Annotated in this window: 16 protein-coding genes; 14 read left to right on the top strand and 2 right to left on the bottom strand. The window is 45.1% G+C overall.

Annotated elements, in window-relative coordinates:
• Positions 1–149: 149 nt before the first annotated feature.
• Positions 150–2,291, bottom strand: coding sequence for a fatty acid oxidation complex subunit alpha FadJ (gene fadJ / locus MHN02_RS08855; protein ID WP_239245613.1), 2,142 nt, complete (start codon positions 2,289–2,291; stop codon positions 150–152).
• Positions 2,292–2,310: 19 nt separating this feature from the next.
• A complete protein-coding gene (fadI, locus tag MHN02_RS08850) occupies positions 2,311–3,621 on the bottom strand; it encodes an acetyl-CoA C-acyltransferase FadI (protein ID WP_014948809.1) in 1,311 nt (436 codons plus the stop codon).
• Positions 3,622–4,048: 427 nt separating this feature from the next.
• Between fadI and MHN02_RS08845 the strand changes: the two genes are divergently transcribed.
• The 14 genes from MHN02_RS08845 (at position 4,049) to cysQ (ending at position 21,360) form a co-directional block, all read left to right on the top strand.
• The gene (locus tag MHN02_RS08845; protein WP_014948808.1) at positions 4,049–5,005 is read left to right on the top strand and encodes a MoxR family ATPase; all 957 of its coding nucleotides are present in this window, start codon (positions 4,049–4,051) and stop codon (positions 5,003–5,005) included.
• A 3-nt stretch (positions 5,006–5,008) separates the two neighbouring features.
• Positions 5,009–5,983, top strand: coding sequence for a DUF58 domain-containing protein (locus tag MHN02_RS08840; RefSeq protein ID WP_239245610.1), 975 nt, complete (start codon positions 5,009–5,011; stop codon positions 5,981–5,983).
• Positions 5,983–6,618 (top strand): DUF4381 domain-containing protein, encoded by a 636-nt coding sequence (locus MHN02_RS08835; RefSeq protein ID WP_239245607.1) that lies wholly within the window; start codon positions 5,983–5,985, stop codon positions 6,616–6,618. Before MHN02_RS08840 ends, MHN02_RS08835 begins: the two co-directional genes overlap by 1 nt.
• Entirely contained in the window at positions 6,611–7,687 is a 1,077-nt protein-coding gene (locus tag MHN02_RS08830) for a VWA domain-containing protein (protein WP_239245604.1), read from the top strand. Before MHN02_RS08835 ends, MHN02_RS08830 begins: the two co-directional genes overlap by 8 nt.
• On the top strand, positions 7,687–9,741 hold the full coding sequence (locus MHN02_RS08825) for a VWA domain-containing protein (protein ID WP_239245601.1): 2,055 nt from the start codon (positions 7,687–7,689) through the stop codon (positions 9,739–9,741). Before MHN02_RS08830 ends, MHN02_RS08825 begins: the two co-directional genes overlap by 1 nt.
• Positions 9,742–11,562, top strand: a complete 1,821-nt coding sequence (locus MHN02_RS08820) for a BatD family protein (protein WP_239245598.1) — start codon at positions 9,742–9,744, stop codon at positions 11,560–11,562.
• A gap of 205 nt (positions 11,563–11,767) precedes the next feature.
• Complete coding sequence (locus MHN02_RS08815; RefSeq protein WP_239245595.1) at positions 11,768–13,621, top strand: DUF885 domain-containing protein; 1,854 nt, start codon at positions 11,768–11,770, stop codon at positions 13,619–13,621.
• A 116-nt stretch (positions 13,622–13,737) separates the two neighbouring features.
• Positions 13,738–14,295: a sigma-70 family RNA polymerase sigma factor gene (locus MHN02_RS08810; RefSeq protein WP_014976004.1), complete on the top strand. Its 558-nt coding sequence runs from the start codon at positions 13,738–13,740 to the stop codon at positions 14,293–14,295.
• Positions 14,288–14,992, top strand: a complete 705-nt coding sequence (locus MHN02_RS08805) for a DUF3379 family protein (protein ID WP_239245592.1) — start codon at positions 14,288–14,290, stop codon at positions 14,990–14,992. Before MHN02_RS08810 ends, MHN02_RS08805 begins: the two co-directional genes overlap by 8 nt.
• Positions 14,993–15,380: 388 nt before the next feature.
• Complete coding sequence (locus MHN02_RS08800; protein WP_239245589.1) at positions 15,381–17,171, top strand: GGDEF domain-containing protein; 1,791 nt, start codon at positions 15,381–15,383, stop codon at positions 17,169–17,171.
• Between the two features lie 116 nt (positions 17,172–17,287).
• The gene (gene putP, locus MHN02_RS08795) at positions 17,288–18,793 is read left to right on the top strand and encodes a sodium/proline symporter PutP (protein ID WP_039233331.1); all 1,506 of its coding nucleotides are present in this window, start codon (positions 17,288–17,290) and stop codon (positions 18,791–18,793) included.
• Between the two features lie 265 nt (positions 18,794–19,058).
• Positions 19,059–19,973 carry a sulfate adenylyltransferase subunit CysD gene (gene cysD / locus MHN02_RS08790; RefSeq protein ID WP_014976001.1) on the top strand — a complete coding sequence of 305 codons (915 nt, stop codon included), beginning with the start codon at positions 19,059–19,061 and terminating at the stop codon, positions 19,971–19,973.
• A complete protein-coding gene (cysC, locus tag MHN02_RS08785; protein ID WP_014948796.1) occupies positions 19,973–20,569 on the top strand; it encodes an adenylyl-sulfate kinase in 597 nt (198 codons plus the stop codon). Before cysD ends, cysC begins: the two co-directional genes overlap by 1 nt.
• On the top strand, positions 20,569–21,360 hold the full coding sequence (gene cysQ / locus MHN02_RS08780) for a 3'(2'),5'-bisphosphate nucleotidase CysQ (RefSeq protein ID WP_156078084.1): 792 nt from the start codon (positions 20,569–20,571) through the stop codon (positions 21,358–21,360). Before cysC ends, cysQ begins: the two co-directional genes overlap by 1 nt.

Raw genomic sequence — 21,360 nt, 5'->3', positions numbered from 1 at the left:
ATTTAACTTACTGATAATTGACGCCAACAATTTGACACGTTCATTTTTTAACCGTAGGAATTCTACCCAAAATAGAACAATAAACCAGCAAAAATACCCATTAGACATAAAAAAACCGGGCAACGCCCGGCTTTTAACATTTTATAAACTTAGCCGTAAAACTTTTGATCGTTTTCTGCCATTTTTACTAACACTTCAGCAGGTGCAAATTTATCACCTACAGCAGTAGCATAATGGTTTAAACGAGCAACAACGTGTTTAATTCCCAGTGTATCCATATAGCGGAACGGGCCGCCTAAGAATGGAGGGAAACCAATACCGAAGATAGCGCCAATGTCGCCGTCGCGGGCATTACGGATAACGCCTTCGTCTAAACAGCGCGCTGCTTCATTAAGCATCATTAATACACAGCGTTCAGCAACTTCTTTTTCGCTTAGTTTGGCAGAAGGCGATAGCCCGAGTAATTCGTAGATTGATTCATCCACTTCTTTACCTGGTTTTTTGCCTTCATAAGAATAAAACCCTTTTTGGTTTTTCTTACCCTTTCTGCCGTCTGCAAGTACTTTATCGAAAGCACTTGGCGCAGTGAAGCGCTCGCCGAATGCCTCTACAAGAAATGGGATGATCTTGGTGCCAACGTCAATGCCCACTTCATCAAGTAGTTTCACAGGACCTACGGGGAAACCGAACTTAACCAACGATTTATCGATATGCTCAATTGGCTCACCGTCAAGAATAAGGTTTGCCGCTTCATTCATGTAAGGTGCCAAAATACGGTTTACGTAGAAACCCGCACCGTCTTTAACAACAACCGGTGTTTTGCCTTGCTTTTTAGCAAACTCTACCGTAGATGAAATAACTTGATCAGACGTTTTGTCATGAGCAATAACTTCAGCCAATGGCATTTTGTCTACTGGCGAGAAGTAATGCAGACCAATCACGTTTTCAGGACGTGCTGCCTCAGCTGCAATTTGTGTAATAGGAATAGACGATGTATTGGACGCGAAAATCGTGCTTTCTTTGCAGTTTTCTTCAATATCCGCCACCATCTTTTGCTTAAGGTCTAGATCTTCGAAAACCGCTTCAACAACGATGTCAGCATCTTGGTAGCCGCTGTAATCAAGCGTACCGGTAAGAAGCGCTAACTGCTTCTGCATTTCGCTGTTACGCATGAAACGCTTCTTCACCTTTTTATTTAAGATGTCGTAGCTATACTTCATTGCGTTAGCGATGCCTTCAGCACGTACGTCTTTAATACGTACAGGCACACCTGCTTTGGTCGACGTTACATAGGCAATACCACCGCCCATTAAACCGCCACCAAGCACACCGACTTTCTTCATTTTTTCAGGTTTAACACCCTCAACGCCGTTTTCTTTCTTCATTTCTGTTGTTGCGAAGAAAATCTGACGTAACTGGAAAGATTCCGGCGTCATAACAAGCTTACCAAAGGCTTCAGCTTCGGCTTTAAGCCCCGCTTTCATCCCTTCGTTCATGCCCGTTTCAATTACATCAATAATGTAACCTGGCGCTGGATAATTACCTTTGGTTTTGGCAAACGTTGCTTCCCGAGCTTTTTTGAACATCATGTTTCGGCCTGGGCCGGTTTTCTCTAACACTTTGTCCATCACACTCTTCTGCGGCGCTTCTCTTTCTGGTTTGCGTTTAAGCGCAAACTGTTCAGCTACCTTTAGCAAAACACTGTGAGGTACCACATCATCTACAATACCGTACTTTTTAGCTTGCTTAGCGCGTGCTGGAGACCCAGTAAGCATCATTTTCATCGCTTGCTGAATGCCAATTAGGCGAGGAAGGCGCTGAGTACCACCACTGCCTGGCAACAAGCCAAGCTGCACTTCCGGTAGACCTACCTGAGTACTAGGTGAATCGGTACATACACGGTAGTGACACGCTAATGCTAGCTCTAAACCACCGCCTAACGCTGGGCCGTGAATAGCCGCAACGAAGGTAGCCTTCATGTTCTCAATTCTATCGAAAATGGCTTGACCGCCAGCGGCTATGGTTGTGGCATCTTCCGCAGTTTTACACGCTGCTAGCATGGTGATATCGGCACCTGCTACGAATGAGCTTGGCTTGCCGCTTGTTAACACCACACCTTTGATGCTGCTGTCGCGTTCAATATCATCAAGCATGGCAGATATCTCATCGCCAAACTCAGCTTTAAGCGTATTCATGCTCTCGCCAGGTACGTCCATGCTAAGAATAGCAACGCCATTATCTTGCTTAGTTAACGTAAATGCGCCTGATGTTGGCTGAACTTCATTTGTCATTTCTTGTTCCTGACTCATATTATTCTGTCTCCACAATCATTGCGGCACCAAGACCACCCGCAGCACATGCAGTAAGAAGGCCTGTACCACCGCCACGGCGATTTAGTTCGTTAAGCATTTGCGTTATCATACGTGTACCGGTTGCAGCAAACGGGTGACCATAAGCAATTGAACTACCCATTACGTTGAATTTGTCCATATCAATTTCGCCCGTCGCTTTGTCGCGGCCAAGTTTCTCTTTAGCGAACTTGTCACTTGCGAACATCTTAACGTTTGCCAAGGTTTGCGCTGCGAACGCTTCGTGCATTTCAATCAGCGTTAGGTCGTTTAGCGTCATGCCTGCGCGGTCTAGCGCAATTGGTGTCGCGTACGACGGCCCCATTAGCATGTCTTCCCACACATCAATTGCCGAAAACGCGTAGCTCTTAATGTAACCAAGCGGCGTATAACCTAGCTCTTTCGCTCGGCTTTCTGTCATCATAAGCACTGCAGAGGCACCATCGGTAAGCGGTGTAGCGTTTGCAGCTGTTACCGAGCCATACTTTTTATCGAAAACTGGGCGCAGTTTCGCATAGCCTTCAAGCTTAGAATCGAAACGTACGTTGTTATCGCGCTCAAGCGCACCTTTATAAGGTTCAGCATAAGCGGTCATCACTTCGCTAGACAGCTTGCCTGCTTCCCAGCTTTCAGCAGCTAGACTGTGCGAGCGATGTGCAAGTTTGTCTTGTTCTTCACGAGAAATTTGATGCGTTTTCGCCATTTGCTCTGCTGTCTGTCCCATCGACAAACCGGTAGAGTACTCAGCTACAGCAGGAGGTACTGGCGCTAAGTCTTTTAAGCTTAAACGCTTGAAGATGTTTAGCTTTTGGCCAAGGGTCTTGGTTTTCTGTAAATCAACCAGCGCACGCGCAAGGTTCTTAGAAACCCCAATAGGTGATACCGACGTTGAATCAGCACCACCAGCAATACCTACTTGTACCGTACCAGCCATCATGCTTTCTGCGATGTTAACCGTAGATTGAAAACTCGTCGCACATGCGCGAGATACGCTGTAAGCGTCGGTATGAATATTCATGCCTGTGCCAAGCACGATTTCGCGCGCAATGTTAGGCGCTTCAGGCATTTGTACTACTTGACCGTAGACAACCTGGTCAACCCACTCTTTTTGAACACCATGGCGAACGAGAAGTTCGTTTACGACCATTTTACCTAGATCAACAGCCGGAACACCGTGGAAATATGTAGCCATTTTCGCAAACGGAGTACGCAACCCCGCGACAATGGCGATGCGATCACCCTCTCGGGTAGTAACTGATTGTTTTGTTGCCATAATGCACCTAAATTAATGACCGACTTCCGTTTGAGCTTATTGCCCCAAAGTGGTCTGACCTGTAATAAACCCGATTTTTACAAACAATGAACAAAATAGCAAATAATGCAGGGTTAAGGGCAACATAAATGAAACTAAAGTTTACCCTGGTTATAAATTTTGACCGTTTTATGCTATCGAAATTTATAAAGCTTGCTTTGCATCCAACCACATATCGCATTTTTATTACTGTTTGACGACTTGAAGAAAGATAGAATGAACCTTATATGGAAATGAAAGTCTGTTTTGTGTCATTGTGACGGGCTAAAGCTATCTAATTAATATGTAATTTACTTTTTAGCTAAGCGATCACTTTATAAGAGATTTATAAATCTATCGATCCGATGACACTTCCTGATAACGAGAACTCAAACGGAAATTTTGCATTATGGCAGCAGCGCAATTTCAACAGTTACACGCTTATTTAGACCAACAGATTATTGGTCAGCATGCGTTAACCAAAAGCCTTCTTATCGCTCTTTTGGCCGACGGCCACCTTCTGGTAGAAGGTCCTCCAGGGCTTGCAAAAACACGCGCAATCAATGCACTTGCTAATGGTATTGACGGCGACTTTCATCGCGTACAATTTACACCAGACCTTTTGCCTGCCGACTTAACCGGTACAGACATATACCGTCCCGAAACCGGTGAATTTGTTTTTCAAAAAGGGCCGCTTTTTCATAACTTAGTGTTAGCCGACGAAATCAACCGCGCACCAGCAAAAGTGCAATCGGCCCTGCTTGAGGCCATGGCGGAACGTCAAATTACGGTAGGCAGTAAAACCTACCCTCTTCCTCCGCTATTTTTAGTAATGGCAACGCAAAACCCGCTAGAACAGGAAGGAACTTATCCACTACCTGAAGCACAGCTAGACCGATTCTTGATGCACGTGGACATCGATTATCCTGGCGCCGAGACAGAATTAGAGATATTGCGTTTAACGCGAGGTGAAGCCCTCTCAGAACCGCCTGTTACGCCACCAACGCTAACTCAAGACGATATTTTTACGTCGCGTAAAGAAGCGTTGTCTTTGTATATGGCGCCTGAGTTAGAACAGTATTTAGTTCAATTGATTATGGCCACACGTCAGCCTGCAAATTTTGACGCGGAATTAGGCCAGTGGATAGCGATGGGAACAAGCCCTCGAGCAACCATCAGTCTAGATCGCTGTGCACGCGCTCACGCATGGCTTAGCGGCAGAGATTTTGTTGGACCTGATGATATTCAAGCTGTGGTTCACAACGTGCTTCGCCACCGAATTATTCTGTCATATCAAGCCGAGGCTGAAGGCGTAACGATTAACGACGTACTTGATAAGATTGTTGCAACTGTCGCAGTCCCTTAAGTTATGGTGAATGAACAAGCGCAGCTAGACAAGCTGCAAAGTAATGGCGTCTCGTTGTCTACAGCAGAATTATTACGCTACCAGCAGTTAGCTAAGTTGTTTAGTTTGGCGCCTAAACGTATGCCACAAGCTAAACTTGCTGGAAGTTATCTCACCAAGCACAAAGGCCGAGGCATGGAGTTTGATGAGGCCCGTCATTATCAGCCTGGTGATGATATTCGCGCTATTGATTGGCGCGTTACTGCGCGCACGGGTAAAACTCACACTAAAGTGTATCGGGAAGAGCGAGAGCGCCCGGTTTTTCTATTCTGTGACTACCTTCCTTCAATGGCATTTGGCACGCAGCTGCTTACTAAAGCGGTGCAAGCCGCGCATGTATCTTCATTAATAAGCTGGTCTGCTGCCGCTCGCGGCGATAAAGTTGGCGCGCTAGTATTTAATCAGCAACAGCACAAAGAAATTAAACCACTAACACGCAAAAAAGCCGTGTTGCACGTGTGTCATGAACTTATGGCATTGCACGAACAGAGCGCGCAATCTGAGCCGGACAAAGACAAAGACGAACAAGCTTTTGCCGATGCGTGCGCTAGGGCAAGACGTTTAGCAAGACCTGGGAGCTTGGTTTATCTGGTATCAGACTTTCAGCATTTAAGTACCCAAGCTATTCAACACTTAAGTCACTTAACTCGACACTGTGAAGTGAGGGCTATCGTGATTAACGATCCAATAGAACACGCTTTGCCGCAAACCAGTTCATTACAAACCGTCAGCGTTTCTGATGGTCGAAACCAACAACGTTGGGTGTTAGGCGACAATACCGAGCAGCAGCACTATCAAAAATGGCGCAGCGAACACAATAGCGCGATTTATAGCACCTTGCGCAAAAACAATATCGCTCGATTCAGTGTTTCAGCGGGTCTTCCCCTAGACGAACAGCTTCAAAGTATGCAGCAAGAACAAAGGTTGGAGCTTAATTAATGCAGAGCAACAATCTTTTATCAAGCCTTTTATCCAGTTCAGCTCAAACGACATCGGCTAATCAAATGTCAGTGCCACCTCAGCAGCAAGACCCACTTGCTCAGCTGCGCGATATACACGTACCTACAGAGGTCAACATTTGGCCATTAGATTGGGGTTGGTGGGTCGCTATCGCAGTGTTTTTACTTGCCCTATTTTGCCTATATAAAACTATCACTGCTCACATACGTCACAACAAGGCGCGCAAGCAAGCTTTAGCCTTACTTGAATCGATTTCAGCACAACAAAGCAATTGGCCCGTAGCGTTAAACTCAATTCTAAAACGCACGGCGATGAGCTATTACCCAACTCAGCAAGTGGCTGGGTTATATGGTAAACAGTGGCAAGCGTTCTTAACCTCTGCATTGAAAAGTAGTGATAGCAAACTTGAAAGTGATTTAGGTTTGTTAGTAAGCAATGTTTATCAAGCCACCCCCACCCCTAGTGATTTTGAAACCTGCAAGAGGGCAGTAAAAAACTGGCTTTCAAAAGCCAAACTGCCAAAAAACAAGGGGGCTTACGGCGATGTGAATGATGGCGGTCTAAACGATGGTAGCCCTCATGATAAACAAGCCAAGGAGCCGCATCATGCTTAATTTTGCTTGGTGGTGGGTCTTTTTTGTACTCCCCTTGCCTATTATCGTACGCCTGCTTTCTAAAAAAGCACAAGACATGCCTATGGCTGCATTGCGGGTTCCTAATTTGCGACCTGGCGATGTGTCAGAGCAAACCCAGTTGAAACAAACCAAAATACCGCTGTTGGTAAGTAGCTTGATATGGCTGCTGCTAGTGACGGCTGCCGCACGCCCTCAATGGTTAGGAGAGCCTGTCAGCATACCGAACGAAGGTCGAGAAATGATGTTAGCGGTGGATTTGTCTGGCAGTATGAAGATAGATGACATGCAGCTAAATGGCCGACAAGTTAACCGTTTAACCATGACTAAGTCGGTGGTTTATGACTTTATTCAGCGTCGCGTTGGCGACAGAATTGGCCTTATCTTATTTGCCGATACCGCGTACGTTCAAGCGCCGCTTACCTATGACAGAGATACCGTTTCTACACTTCTGAGTGAAGCTGTCATTGGGTTGGTTGGCGAACAGACGGCCATAGGCGATGCGATAGGTTTAGCAGTGAAACGCTTTGACGAACGGGAAGAGTCCAATAACGTGTTAATTCTTCTTACCGATGGGCAAAATACTGCAGGGAATATTACACCCGAACAGGCGAAAGAGTTGGCAATTAGTAAGGGTGTGAAGGTATACACTATAGGTGTGGGCGCAGATAAAATGCTGATCCAGAGCTTTTTCGGTAGCCGACAAATAAACCCGTCGCAAGAACTTGATGAAGGTATGTTAACCGACATTGCGACTAGCACTGGCGGCCAATATTTTAGGGCTCGAAATGCCCAGGAACTTCAGGCTATTTATCAACAACTTGACGCGCTTGAGCCTATTGAAGGTGAAACGCGTAAAATGCGTCCATTGAGCGCACTGTTTTACTATCCCCTTGGTGCTGCGATATTACTGTCAGCACTATGGGCATTCTTGACGGTTCTTTTGTCAACATTTCGTTGGTTCTCACAAAGACGAATTAACTCGTCCCAGCCACACCCGAACTCAGCTGATTCAATACAAGCAGCGCAAACAAACAGGGAGACGAAGTAATGGAATTCGACTTCTTAAACCAATTTCATTTTTTACGCCCCGAATGGTTTATCGCGCTCGTTCCCTTGATGCTGCTTGTGTTTTTAATTAGAAAAACCACGGCTAAGCAATCTGGCTGGCAATCTGTGATCCCTTCTCATCTATATCAATATATGGTGATTGGAAAAACCGAAATGGGCGCAAAACCTCCAATGTGGATGCTTGCTTTTGTGTGGGTTATAAGTGTGATAGCACTCGCTGGCCCAACATGGGAACGCCTGCCGCAGCCGGTTTACCAGTTGAAAATGGGACACGTTATAGTCATAGATATGTCGCTTTCAATGCGCGCTACCGATATGACGCCAGACAGGCTGACTCGCGCTAAATATAAAGCGATAGACCTAGTCAACGCCATTGGTGAAGGTGAAATGGGCTTGGTTGCTTACGCTGGCGATGCGTTTGTCATTAGCCCCTTAACCGAAGACGCAGGAAATATCACAACCCTGATCCCAAGCCTGTCACCGGAAATTATGCCCGTGCCAGGCAGCGACCCTCTCCTAGGTATAGAGAGTGCGTCAGAGCTTCTCACGAATGCCGGATATAACTCAGGCATGATTTACTGGATTACTGACGGTATAGAGTTAGAACAACAACAAGAGCTTCAGGAGTATGTGGCTTCTATTCCTTTTACAGTAAATGCACTTACCGTTGGGACGTCTGAAGGCGCGCCTATCCGCCAGCAAAGCGGCGAGCTATTAAAAGACTTCACCGGCAGCATCGTTATACCCAAGTTAAACGAAGGCGCAGTGAAAGGCGTGGTTAAAACGAGCGGCGGACGCTTTGAATCCTTTACATCAAACGACACCGACATTGATGCCCTCGCCTCGGTATCTCTACTAGATAAAGGCGACAGCGAAGAGAACGAAGAAGAGAGTAATTTGCAAGGAGACCAATGGAAAGAAGTTGGCCCTTACTTGCTGCTTATACTTCTACCGTTTGCCGCCTTTGCATTCAAACGCGGATTAGTTTTCATCGTGTTGGTAGGTTTACTTAGCCCCTCTATGATTAAAAACGCCCATGCTCTGCAACGTGCCCAAGCCTCAGAAATTGCTGGCACATCACAAGGCATAGGCGCACCAGAAGAGACTCTAGAGATGGCAAATAAACCTGATTCACTTTCGTGGTGGCAAACGCCATTTATGAATGACAACCAGGAAGCATTGAACAGTTACCAAAGAGGCAAGTACAAAGACGCCGTTAATCAGTTTAATGATGAAGCGTGGAAAGCATCATCACTTTATAAATCAGGCGACTACGAAGGTGCATTAAATGCCTTCAAAAACATTCCTGGCCCCGAGAGTCTTTACAATCAAGGCAATGCACTGGCAAGACTCGGTAAGCTTGAAGACGCAATTAAGAAATATGATCAGGCGTTAAGCGAAGCACCCGATTTCGACGATGCAAGAACCAACAAAAAGATTGTCGAGGATTTGCAAAAACAGCAGCAACAGCAGAATCAGGAGCAAAACCAGAACGAAAATGGCGATGACGGCGAACAGAGTGACTCGCAGGATAATGGCCAAGATAGCTCTGATAACTCTGATAACTCTGATAGCTCTGATAACAACCAGCAATCAGGGGACCAGAACAATCAGGAAGGTTCAAACGAGCAGAATGGTCAGCAAGACAATAATGAGGGTCAACAGTCTGATCAAAGCCAAGCTAACGATGAACAGCAAAGTGGCGGAGATAACTCACAACAGCCTGATGATTCCGAGATGAACAGTCAGAACGAGTCATCAGACTCTCAGCAGCAAAATGCAGAACAGGAAGAGTCTGGTCAAGGTGACAGCGTGCAAGCACAAGAAAACGAACAACAAGCAGAGCAGGAAGCACAGGCAATGCAAGGTCAAGAGACTGAGCTTACCGACGCAGAAAAAGAAGAGCTGCAGCGAATGGAGAGTTTAATGCGCCGCGTGCCAGACGACCCTGCATTCCTACTAAAACGAAAAATGCAATTAGAAGCACAAAAACGTCAGCGTCAACGTATGCCTTCAAACCGGAGTGATTGGTAGATGAGAGCCTTATTACAATCTACACTTATTGTTTTTTTATTAACCCTACTCTTAAGTACGGCGGCTTATGCCGATGTAAATTCGCTGGAAGCCACCATTGATAGAAACCCTGTCATGTTGGATGAAGCCATTCGCTTAACGGTTACCGCAGACGGCAGCGCGGACAGAGATGCATTCGACAGCTCTCCCCTGCTTAAAGACTTTGTGGTCGGAAGAACATCAGTAAGTAGCCAAACCTCAATTGTCAATTTCGACACCAAGCGCACCACCGTTTGGACCACTACGTTATTTCCTCGTAAGGAAGGCACGTTCACCATTCCTTCACTAACCATTGAGGGAAAATCTACCCAACCTATTCAGGTCAAAGTTATTCCGGTTCAAGAACAAAGTAATGTCGCCCGAGACTATTTTGTTACCACTGACATCGACGTAAAAGAGGCCTATTTAAATCAACAGCTGCTTTACACGGTTAAGCTGTTTCTTTCTAGCAATATTGAGCGCGGCAGCCTACAAGCGCCAGAAATGCAAAATGCGGAAATCACCCAGCTAGGAGAAGATAAACAGTATACAGATATAGTAAATGGAAGACGGTATCAAATTATAGAGCGTCAATTTGCTGTTGTGCCTCAAGCATCCGGTGAATTTACGCTAAGAGGCCCTATTTTCACTGGCGAAGTTATGGCTGCCAATACTAACCAACGTTTTGGCTTCTTCAACCGCACCCAGCAAATTAATCGGGTTGGGCCCGACATTACGGTGAACATTAAGCCCATTCCTCAGGGGATAGATTACCCTTGGTTGCCTTCTGCAATGGTGCGAGTGGATGAAGAATGGCCACAAGGTGATAGTTTTGTAGCAGGTGAACCAGTCACCCGTATTGTTACGCTAACCGCATTGGGCGTAGTAGAAGAGCAGCTTCCTGATATTCCTGAGTTTTATCCGCCAAACTTTAAGCTGTACCCCGATCAATCTAATACTACGACAGTTGAAAAAGACCAGAGCTTAATTTCACAGCGCCAAACGTCGCTGGCGATCATTCCAACGCAGCCTGGTAACTTTGTCTTACCTGAAATTACTATCCCTTGGTTTAATACGCTTACTCAGCAAACTGAGTATGCCACTATTCCCGCTCGTTCAATTACGGTAGCGCCAGCGTCTGGCGCAAATAATGCCAATACTCCGAATAGCTTAGACACTCCATCAATGAGTAGTGCAAGCAATGAAGATATTCAAAACGATATACCATCAACTGCAACACAGCCTAACGCTAGTGCTAGCAATGAGGGTAAACCATTAGACAGCGCTTCAGGTGAAGTCAATTCTGACGAAAATACCCAGCTTAATCGGATGGTAACTGGTGCACTACTTGTGCTGTTCATCATTGCGCTTACAGGATGGTTAGTTACCTACAGAAAGCTTAAACAGGCTCAGTTTATGGGAGTTGGGATCACTAACAAAACCGGTTCTGCACAGCGCCTCCACTCTTATGCTCAGTGGGATGAAAAAGCACAGTTTCAAAACCTAATGTCAGTAATAAAGGCAAAGGACACACGTTTACTTACGCCTGCTCTTAAGCAGTGGATAAACGCGTTAACTTCGGGTAAAGCGCAACTTTCGCAGTTTGAAGGAATCAACGCTAGTGTTAATGAGCTCTATGCACTGCGCTTTTCAGCCAATAAAGCTGACGCTAACACCCAATCTAAACAGTTCATGAAAGCTTTAGATAAACTTTCACATGAAGCTAAGCTTGCCCGCAGCGAATGGAAGCAAAAAAGTGAAGGGAGCAATAACACGCTATCTGCCTTATATCCTGCTTCATAAAACGCATTTCATTTGCCAAGACACTAGAATTTGCGTAATGAAAGCCCTTGCAACTAGCTAAATCTCAGTGGCAAGGGCTTCGTAACAGAAATGTTTGCGTTTGAGAAACAGTCGAGCCTTTGAGCCTTATTGTCCTCTTTAAGGCTTATTAATCTTTGAAGCTTTAGCTTATAAAAATAATCAATTAAACGCGACGGGGAATATAATGAAGAAAACACTAGTAAAGCTAACGCCAATTGCGTTGTCCATTACCACGCTTACGGCTTGCTCTCCTGCAAGTGAAACCGCTAAAACAGCGCCAGAACCTATTAAAACAGAACAGCCAGCCGGGCAGTCTGAATCAGAGCGCCTTAATGCGTTCTTCGAACGTACTTTTGAAGAAGATCTTAAGCGTTCGCCATTATTTCAAAGTTACTTGGGTAAAAAATGGGACTATGACAAATGGGATGACATCAGTGACGAAGAAGCTGATGCTCGCATTGCCATCGCCAAAAACCGACTAGAAAAGCTTAATAGTTTTGAAACCAGTCAGTTAAGTGAACAGGAACAACTAAGCTTGCGCCTGTACAAACTAGGTATTGAGCGCGATTTAGCTAACGACGAATTTCGACATCACCGTTACATTGTACATCAGTTTCGCGCCGCGCATACACAAGTGCCTAGCTTCCTTATCAACATTCACAGCGTAAAGAGTAAAGAGGACGCTAAGGCCTACATTGGACGACTAGACAATGTACGTACGTACTTTGATCAAGTTATCGAACAAATGAAAGTTCGCGAAAAAGCCGGCGTATTCCCCCCTGCATGGGCCTACGATCAAATGATTGATGCGTCAAAAAACGTGATTACCGGCGCACCGTTTGATTCTAGCGAAATACCTTCAACTATCTGGGAAGATTTTCAAAATAAAGTAAATAGCCTGGATATTACAGAGGCGGAAAAAACGACGTTATTAGGTGAAGCGAAAGCCGCTTTGGTAACGTCAGTCATGCCGTCATACGAGAAGTTTATCGAAGAACTCGCTCATCAAAGGGAAATCACGCCTGAAGGCGATGGTGTGTGGCGCTTACCCAATGGTGATCAATGGTATCAGAATCGTCTAAACTGGTTTACCACTACAGACCTAACCGCTGAAGAAGTCCATCAAATTGGCTTAGACAATGTAGAGCGCATACACGATGCAATGCGCGACATTATGAAACAAGTGAAATTTGAAGGCACCCTTCAAGAGTTTTTCGTTTTCATGCGTGAAGACGAGCAATTCTATCTACCTTCAACAGATGAAGGTAGACAGCAATACCTTGATATGGCGAAAACAGCCATAGACGACATGCGAGAGGCGATTCCTGAATACTTTGGGATTCTTCCAGAAGCGCCAATGATTGTTAAACGTGTTGAAGCGTTCCGCGAACAGTCTGCGGGCAAGGCGTTTTATCAAAGCCCAGCGCAAGATGGCAGCCGCCCAGGTATTTATTACGCAAACCTTTATGACATGAAAGCAATGCCTACTTATCAGTTAGAGGCGCTGGCGTATCACGAAGGCATCCCAGGTCACCACATGCAGCGCGCTATTGCACAAGAGCTAGAAGGTGTGCCTCAATTCCAGAAATTCTTGAGCTTTACCGCATACACAGAAGGTTGGGGCCTATATACCGAAGAACTTGCAAAAGATATGGGCTTTTATGAAGACCCTTATTCTGATTTCGGTCGTCTAGCCATGGAGCTTTGGCGCGCTTGCAGACTTGTGGTTGATACGGGTATTCATGCGAAAAAATGGACGCGTGAAGAAGCCGTAGATTACCTTGTTGAAAATACGCCAAACCCTGAATACGACGCGCAAAAAGCCATTGAGCGCTACATTGCTATGCCAGGTCAGGCTACGGCCTATATGATTGGTAAACTGAAAATTATGGAACTTAGAGAGCATGCCCAAGCTGAACTTGGTGACAAGTTTGATTGGAAAGGCTTCCATGACGAGGTATTGAAGTACGGTCCAGTCCCACTTTCTATTTTAGAAGAAAACATTAATGCTTGGATTACTTCCCAAAAACGTACCTAGTTTTTCGAACTAGGTGCTCTGATCACTGGAAATAAAATGAAAACGCGCCTTTCGGCTAACGAAATGGCGCGTTTTTTATGCCATAGTGAGAAAAAATTAAGTTTTTGGATTTTTTTATGTTTGGGCGAAATAAATCCGATAGTGCTCAGGTCTTATCGGGTATGAAAGCAAAACACCAAAGATATGAAGCATTAGTAAAGGCATTTCACGCCGACATCTACCGCTATGCATTTTGGCTTATCAAAGACCAGAGCATTGCTGAAGATGTTGTTCAGGAAACCTTTTTACGTGCTTGGCGCTCATTAGACGCCCTAAATGATGAAAAAGCAGCAAAGTCATGGTTAATCACCATTCTTCGCCGCGAAAACGCCCGTCGGTTTGAACGCAAACAGTTCGACACAGTGGATATTGATGATTGCCATATTCAAGATGACACACAGCATGCTGATGGGGACTTGAAAGATAGAGAGCTTCAGCGACTATTAGGTGGATTGAGTGTGGAGTATCGTGAACCCTTAATACTCCAGTTGATCTTCGGTTTTAGTGGCGAAGAGATCGCCAACCAGTTAGGGCTTAACAAAAACACGGTAATGACTCGCCTTTTCAGAGCGAGGAATCAGCTAAAAGAGGCATTAGAGAAGCAAAATGAACAGAGAGGTCGTGTAAATGGATGAGTTAGAATTTAGGCGTCGTATCTACGCCGATCCAGAAACGACTGACAGTGATGTTGTAGAAGCGGCAAAGGCGGATGAAAGTAAACGCAGTTTTTGGAATGAACAAAAGCAGTTAGATAAGCAATTAAAGCAAGCATTGAAAGTCGATGTACCAGAGGATCTCGCAAGCAAGCTAATATGGCAGCAGTCTGCAGACGAATTCACCCGTTATAAACGCAGAAGTCGTTGGTATTTAGCCATGGCTGCATCAGTTGCCTTTACAGTAGGCATTGGCCTTACTATGTGGTATCACCAGCCGCTTAGTATTGGCGGGCAAGCACTTGCCCATATGCAGTACGCAGAAATGGAACACGCTCATTCGTTGCTTCCTGTTGATTTGAATATGGTTAACGCAAAGCTAGCAAGCTTTGGTGGCAGCTTTAGCGAAATGCTCGACGGTGTAGAGGTCGCAAACTATTGCCATTTGAGCACAGTTAGAAGCCTTCATCTGATTGTGAATACGCCGCAAGGCAAGATGTCGGTATTCATAGTACCTGAACGTGGAGATGTCTCCGTTCCAAGCGAGTTTGCCGATGGTCAGTACCACGGAGAGAGCATTAAAATGAAACACGCCAATGTAATGATTGTTGGCGATAAAGGTGCTGATTTAAGCGATATGAAAAAGGCGGTGTCAGAAAGGATTCAATTCTCTGCTTAACACACGTTATGTAACTGTAAAGCGTTCCAAAAAAGTGCGTATCTTTAGCACTTCCCTTCGTCGGCCCCCTATGGGCCGATTTTTTTTGCCCAAAATTAAGATGAAACCCTGTTCAATAAAACTTATACTCCGACTTAAAGGTTAAAACGTCCGTTTTAATTTCAGTTAATCACTTCATTCACTTACCCGCAGTAAAGAGGTCTCCATCACAATGAGCGCTTGGTTTCGTTTTACAAGGCTAATGATTTGCCTTTTGATTCCTGCAATAGCTTGTTTCACTGTCTTTGCTCAAAGTATAGATATTCCCAACGCACTTAGACTAAAAAAACTTGATAATTATAGTCATATAGCTGCAACGGCAATTTATCATTGGAATACACCTAGCGAGGTGAGCAATGAGAATATCATTGCTATGTTAACGAGCGCCGGTTTGCAGAATGACACGCAAAGTGAAGGCGTGATATTTAGACACTTGTTGGCCACTTATACTGCGAATGATGCTGACTCGCCGAGAATCCCACTTTTCGTTAAAGAGCCTCTATTAGATAAGCATTGGCAAGAGCTTAAGACAATTAAGCCTGAGCTTTTCGCTGCTGCGAAGGCATATTACATTTATGCTAGAGCGGTAAATGATTTTAAAGGCTCTGACCATAGGGTAAATTTTTCTGTTCCTGAACTGCGCCGTTTGCAGCGAGAAGCGCTAGAAACTGGGAGTCGACGAGCCACTGCTATAGCTAGCATATGGTTAGCGATGGAACTCACCCTTGCGAACCCAATACAAGCAATTAATGAAATCGAATATGCGTTACCGCACCTTCCTCGATACTCATCAGACAAAAGCTTAGAAAATGCGTTATCAAACGTAATTGCACATGATTGGCTGAGAGGTGCTTATCTGGAACTCTTCGTTCCAAGCAGAGCATTTTTCCACTCAAAAGAGATCATTGAAAGTAAAACGCAAGATAACAACACCATGGTAAAGACTTGGGCCTACTTCTCGGCCATCGATTCATTGTTAATTCAAAATAAGTTTGAAGAAGCATTGGCTATGTCAAACGACGCAATAGAGCATTTGTCCACAGTAACGTCAGTGCACGAAAAGTTGTTGACGTATGTCCAGAGACTTCGTGTAGTAGTGTTTCAAAAAAGCGAAGGATATGAACTGCTAGCGCAAGAAGTCATGACGCAAATCAGGCAGCTTGATACCACAGAGGTAAAACAAAGAACTGAGGAGCTTTCAGCTTACGCAGATGCACTTTACGCAGCGGTATTGAACGATGATGCTAAATTTCAAGACTCCCTTCAGCGTTACCGCAATATCGTTCTGGCTACTATTCCAAATTCGGGTTTTAAAGAAAAAATCAAGCTTAGGTTAGAGCGGGAGCTTTCTAGGCTTTACGATGCTTCGGGTGACTACGAAAAAGCATATGAGCATTCGAAAACCTACAATAGGCTTCTTGTTGAAAAAAACACTGAGCAATTCAAGCTATCAAATTCTTCGTTTACCGACGGCATTGCGAAAGATATCGAGTTAGCGCGATATCGACAAAAAGAACTCACTGTGCTCAGAAGTGAAAAAGATGGCCTTTCTACCGACAAAGAAGCAATGAAAACCACCATTTTTGCGTTGATTATCACAATTCTCATCATTCTTGCACTATGGCTATGGATTTCAAAACGACAGAGCGACTTGCTAGCTGAGCGTGACTCACTTACCGGCGCTCTCACGCGACGAGCTATGCTAAACAGTTTGAAAAAAGCACTGAAAGGCAATAAAGCGTCCTGTATTGCTCTACTTGATGTCGACAACTTTAAAAAGATTAATGACAAATACGGCCACGTTGTCGGTGATGAAGTGTTGACTACCTTTACGCAGATTATCAAAAACCGAATTCGTAAGTCAGACAAGCTCTGCCGATATGGCGGCGAAGAGTTTTTGATTTACTTTTCCGACTCCGACCAAAGGTCTGCTAAGCGAATTCTGGACGAGCTGAATTTCGCGCTTTCTCGCCAGAAACACTGGAGCAATACAAAAGAAATGTTTTCCGTGAGTTTTTCTTCGGGTCTGTTAGACGTCAACGGAGAAACCAACCTAGACACCATTATCAAGATGTGTGATGAGCTTCTCTACAGAGCCAAAAGAGAAGGTCGAGCGCGCGTTGCATCTTTTCCAATTTAACCTTTCGCCAAACTTTATTTACGAATTACCGTATAGAAAACATGCAAGGTCGCTGACTGACATAGAGACTCTATGTCATAGGTGTTAGCATGAAAGAAAAAACATAGGGAATTTATATGGCTACTGGCACGATAATCTCGTTGGGTTTGTATTTTGTTGTAATGTTAGGGATAGGCCTTTTCGCTTATCGGCAGACAGACACCAACGTAGAAGGCTATATGCTTGGCGGCCGCCAACTAGGCCCCGCGGTAACCGCGCTTTCAGCAGGTGCATCGGATATGAGCGGATGGATGCTCATGGGCTTACCCGGTGCAATGTATGTATCAGGCTTATCTGCTGGCTGGATTGCCGTAGGTTTGACACTCGGTGCTCTGGCAAATTATATGTTAGTTGCTCCACGCCTTCGCGTTTACACTGAAGTAGCCAACAACTCCATTACCCTCCCCGACTATTTTGAAAATCGCTTCGCTGACAACACGCGTTTATTGCGCGTTATAGCCTCTGTGGTTATCGTTGTCTTCTTTACGCTTTACACCTCTTCTGGTGTGGTAGCTGGCGGAAAGCTCTTTGAGACATCATTTGGATTAACTTATGAGACCGGCTTATACGTCACCGCGGGTGTCGTCGTAGCTTATACCCTCGTAGGCGGTTTCATGGCAGTAAGCATGACCGACTTCGTTCAGGGGTGCATCATGTTTGTATCTCTCATTATGGTACCTGCCGTTGTTATTAGCGAGTTAGGTGGAATCGGCGCCTCAATTGACGCATTAGATACCATTAATCCGGCGCTTTTCGATGCATTTATGGATGCGTCTACCAATGAAGCACTAAGCGTAATAGGCATTGTTTCACTGATGTCATGGGGCCTAGGTTATTTTGGTCAGCCTCATATCATTGTGCGTTTTATGGCGATACGTTCTGTTAAAGATATACCAACTGCGCGCAATATCGGTATGAGTTGGATGATTGTGTCGATTATTGGTGCGTTAATGACGGGGCTTTTTGGCCTTGCCTATGTAACAGGTAACGGAAACGAAATCGATCCAGAAACCGTCTTCATCTACTTATCTCAAATTCTATTCCACCCGCTTATCGGTGGCTTCCTGCTCGCTGCGATTTTAGCGGCGATCATGAGTACTATTTCTTCTCAGCTGTTGGTAACCTCAAGTTCACTAACCAGTGACTTTTATCAAGCCTTCCTAAGACGTGATGCGTCAGATGGCGAGCTCGTTATTGCTGGTCGAGTCAGCGTAGTAGTTGTCGCGCTTGTAGCAATCTATTTAGCTTATGATAGAGACAGCACCATTTTAACGCTTGTAAGTAATGCTTGGGCTGGCTTTGGTGCAGCCTTCGGACCGCTTGTACTATTTAGCCTGTTTAAGCGTGAAATGACTCGCCGTGCTGCATTAGGTGGTATGATCGTTGGTGCAGTGACGGTGTTACTGTGGATTTATCTTCCTATTGAAATCGGCGGCCAAAAGCTTGGTGACTGGATGTACGAAATTGTCCCTGGGTTTATTTTATCTAGCTTAACCATCATGATTTTAAGTAAATCTGGCTCGCCAAGAGAAGGTGTGGTCGATACGTTCGACGCTTTCCAGACCAAATTGAGTGAAAGGTAAGCGAACGATACGAAATAAGTCATTCGCAACGAAAGTGAATAACAAGCCCTGTTTATATTACTAAACAGGGCTTTTTTCTTTTTATAGGCCTTGAAAAAAGTGGCTTATGCTTCAATTGCATGACAGTTTTATTTAATGGAATAAGATAGCTATTTTAAATAGCAAAATCGCATACTACTTTTGAAATTAAATATGTTATCGTTCTATGCAGAAAAATAACCCATATATAACTTTTTTGTATATAACATAAAATTCGGACTTCAAAATGACTGCTAGTATCCCGTCTGTAACGCATTTGAAACAACTCGAAGCCGAGAGTATCCAGATTTTCCGTGAGGTTGCTGCTGAGTTTGAAAACCCAGTTATGCTTTACTCTGTAGGAAAAGACTCTTCTGTACTGCTTCATCTTGCCCGTAAAGCGTTCGCGCCCGGCAAAATTCCTTTCCCACTATTACACGTAGATACCACGTGGAAGTTTGGTGAAATGATTAAGTTCCGTGACGAACAAGCTAAGAAGCACGGTTTTGATTTGCTTGTTCATATCAATGAAGAAGGTGTTGAAGCTGGTGTTGGCCCATTTAGCCACGGTTCAGCAAAACATACTGACATCATGAAAACCCAAGCACTTAAGCAAGCACTGAACAAATATAAGTTCGATGCTGCATTTGGTGGCGCTCGACGCGACGAGGAAAAATCACGTGCCAAAGAACGTGTTTACTCATTCCGCGACAGCAACCACCGCTGGGACCCAAAAAACCAGCGTCCAGAGCTTTGGAATATTTATAACTCTCAGGTTAATAAAGGCGAAAGCATTCGTGTATTCCCAATGTCTAACTGGACTGAGCTAGATATCTGGCAATACATCTACCTAGAAAACATCGATATTCCACAACTTTACCTTTCTAAGCCTCGCCCTGTCGTTGAGCGCGACGGCATTCTTATTATGGTTGACGACGACCGTATGCCGCTAGAAGAAGGTGAAGTACCAGAGATGCGCTCTGTGCGTTTCCGTACTCTTGGCTGTTACCCACTTACCGGTGCGGTAGAGTCAGAAGCAGCTACCCTACCTGAAGTTATCCAAGAAATGCTGCTTACCAAGACGTCTGAACGTCAGGGCCGAGTTATCGACCATGACAGCGCAGGCTCTATGGAGAAGAAGAAAATGGAAGGGTACTTCTAATGGCCACCGACAACGTTGTTTGGCATAAACACGAAGTAAACAAGACCACCCGCTCTGAAAAGCTTGGTCAAACGCCTCGTGTATTCTGGCTAACGGGTTTAAGCGGCTCTGGTAAATCGACACTAGCCAACCTGCTTGAGAAAAAGCTTCACGAGCAGAATAAGCACACCTATCTGCTTGACGGCGACAACGTGCGCCACGGTCTGTGTGGCGATTTAGGTTTCAGCGATAAAGATCGCGTTGAAAACATTCGCCGCATTAGCGAAGTCGCTAAACTTTTTGTCGATGCCGGTACCATTGTGCTTACCGCTTTTATCTCGCCTTTCAAAGCCGACCGCGATTATTGCCGCAGCTTAATGGAAGACGGAGAGTTTGTAGAAGTGTTTATCGATACACCTCTTGAAGTGTGTGAAAAACGCGACCCGAAAGGGCTATACAAGAAAGCGCGTAGCGGTGAAATTAAGGACTTCACAGGTATTGATTCAGCCTATGAAGCACCTGAAGCGCCAGAAGTACACTTAACCTATCAGGATGAACCAGCAGAGCAAACCGCTGAGCGATTGTATGCTTTGCTTCAAGAAAAGGGATTGGTGTAATGACACAGCCTTTAAATAGTCTTGCACAAAAAGTGCTAGCTATCGCCAAAGAAGCTGGCGATAAGATAATGGCCATTTACGAGAAAGACTTCGCCATTTATGAAAAGCAGGATACCAGCCCGCTAACAGAAGCTGACCTTGCCGCACATAACGTAATCGTTAACGCCCTTGAAGCTGAATCTGACCTGCCGATTCTTTCTGAAGAGTCAGCAGATATTTCATGGGAAGAGCGCAAAACGTGGTCGTCATACTGGCTGGTAGACCCGCTAGACGGCACTAAAGAGTTTATTAAGAAAAACGGTGAGTTTACGGTAAATATTGCACTTATCGAAAACGGTAAACCGACCATGGGTGTGGTTTACGCGCCAGCACTAAACAAAAGCTATGTAGGTATTGTTGGTAAAGGTGCGTGGACTGAAGTAAATGGCGAATTTACCGCTATTTCTGCGCGCAAGCACGATGGTGCCGAAGTGTGGAAAGTGGTAGGTAGTCGTTCTCACCAAAGCCCAGAAATACAGAATTTATTGGCACAGCTTAACGGTGAAACCGAGCTTGTGGCGATGGGTAGCTCACTGAAGCTTTGCTTGGTGGCTGAGGGCGAAGCACATCTTTACCCTCGATTAGGCCCAACATCTGAATGGGATACAGGTGCAGCGCACGCAGTCGCACTCGCAGCAGGCGCAAACGTCACCGTACTTGACCCTGAAAACCCATTAGATGACAACGCTGACGCTCTTACGTACAACCAAAAAGAGTCTGTGTTAAACCCCTTTTTCCTTGTGAGCGCATAA

The organism is Alteromonas sp. CNT1-28 (assembly GCF_022348345.1).
Taxonomy (GTDB): domain Bacteria; phylum Pseudomonadota; class Gammaproteobacteria; order Enterobacterales; family Alteromonadaceae; genus Alteromonas; species Alteromonas macleodii.
The sequence above is the reverse complement of the archived record's forward strand: the minus strand, read 5'-3'. Positions and strand labels throughout refer to the sequence as shown.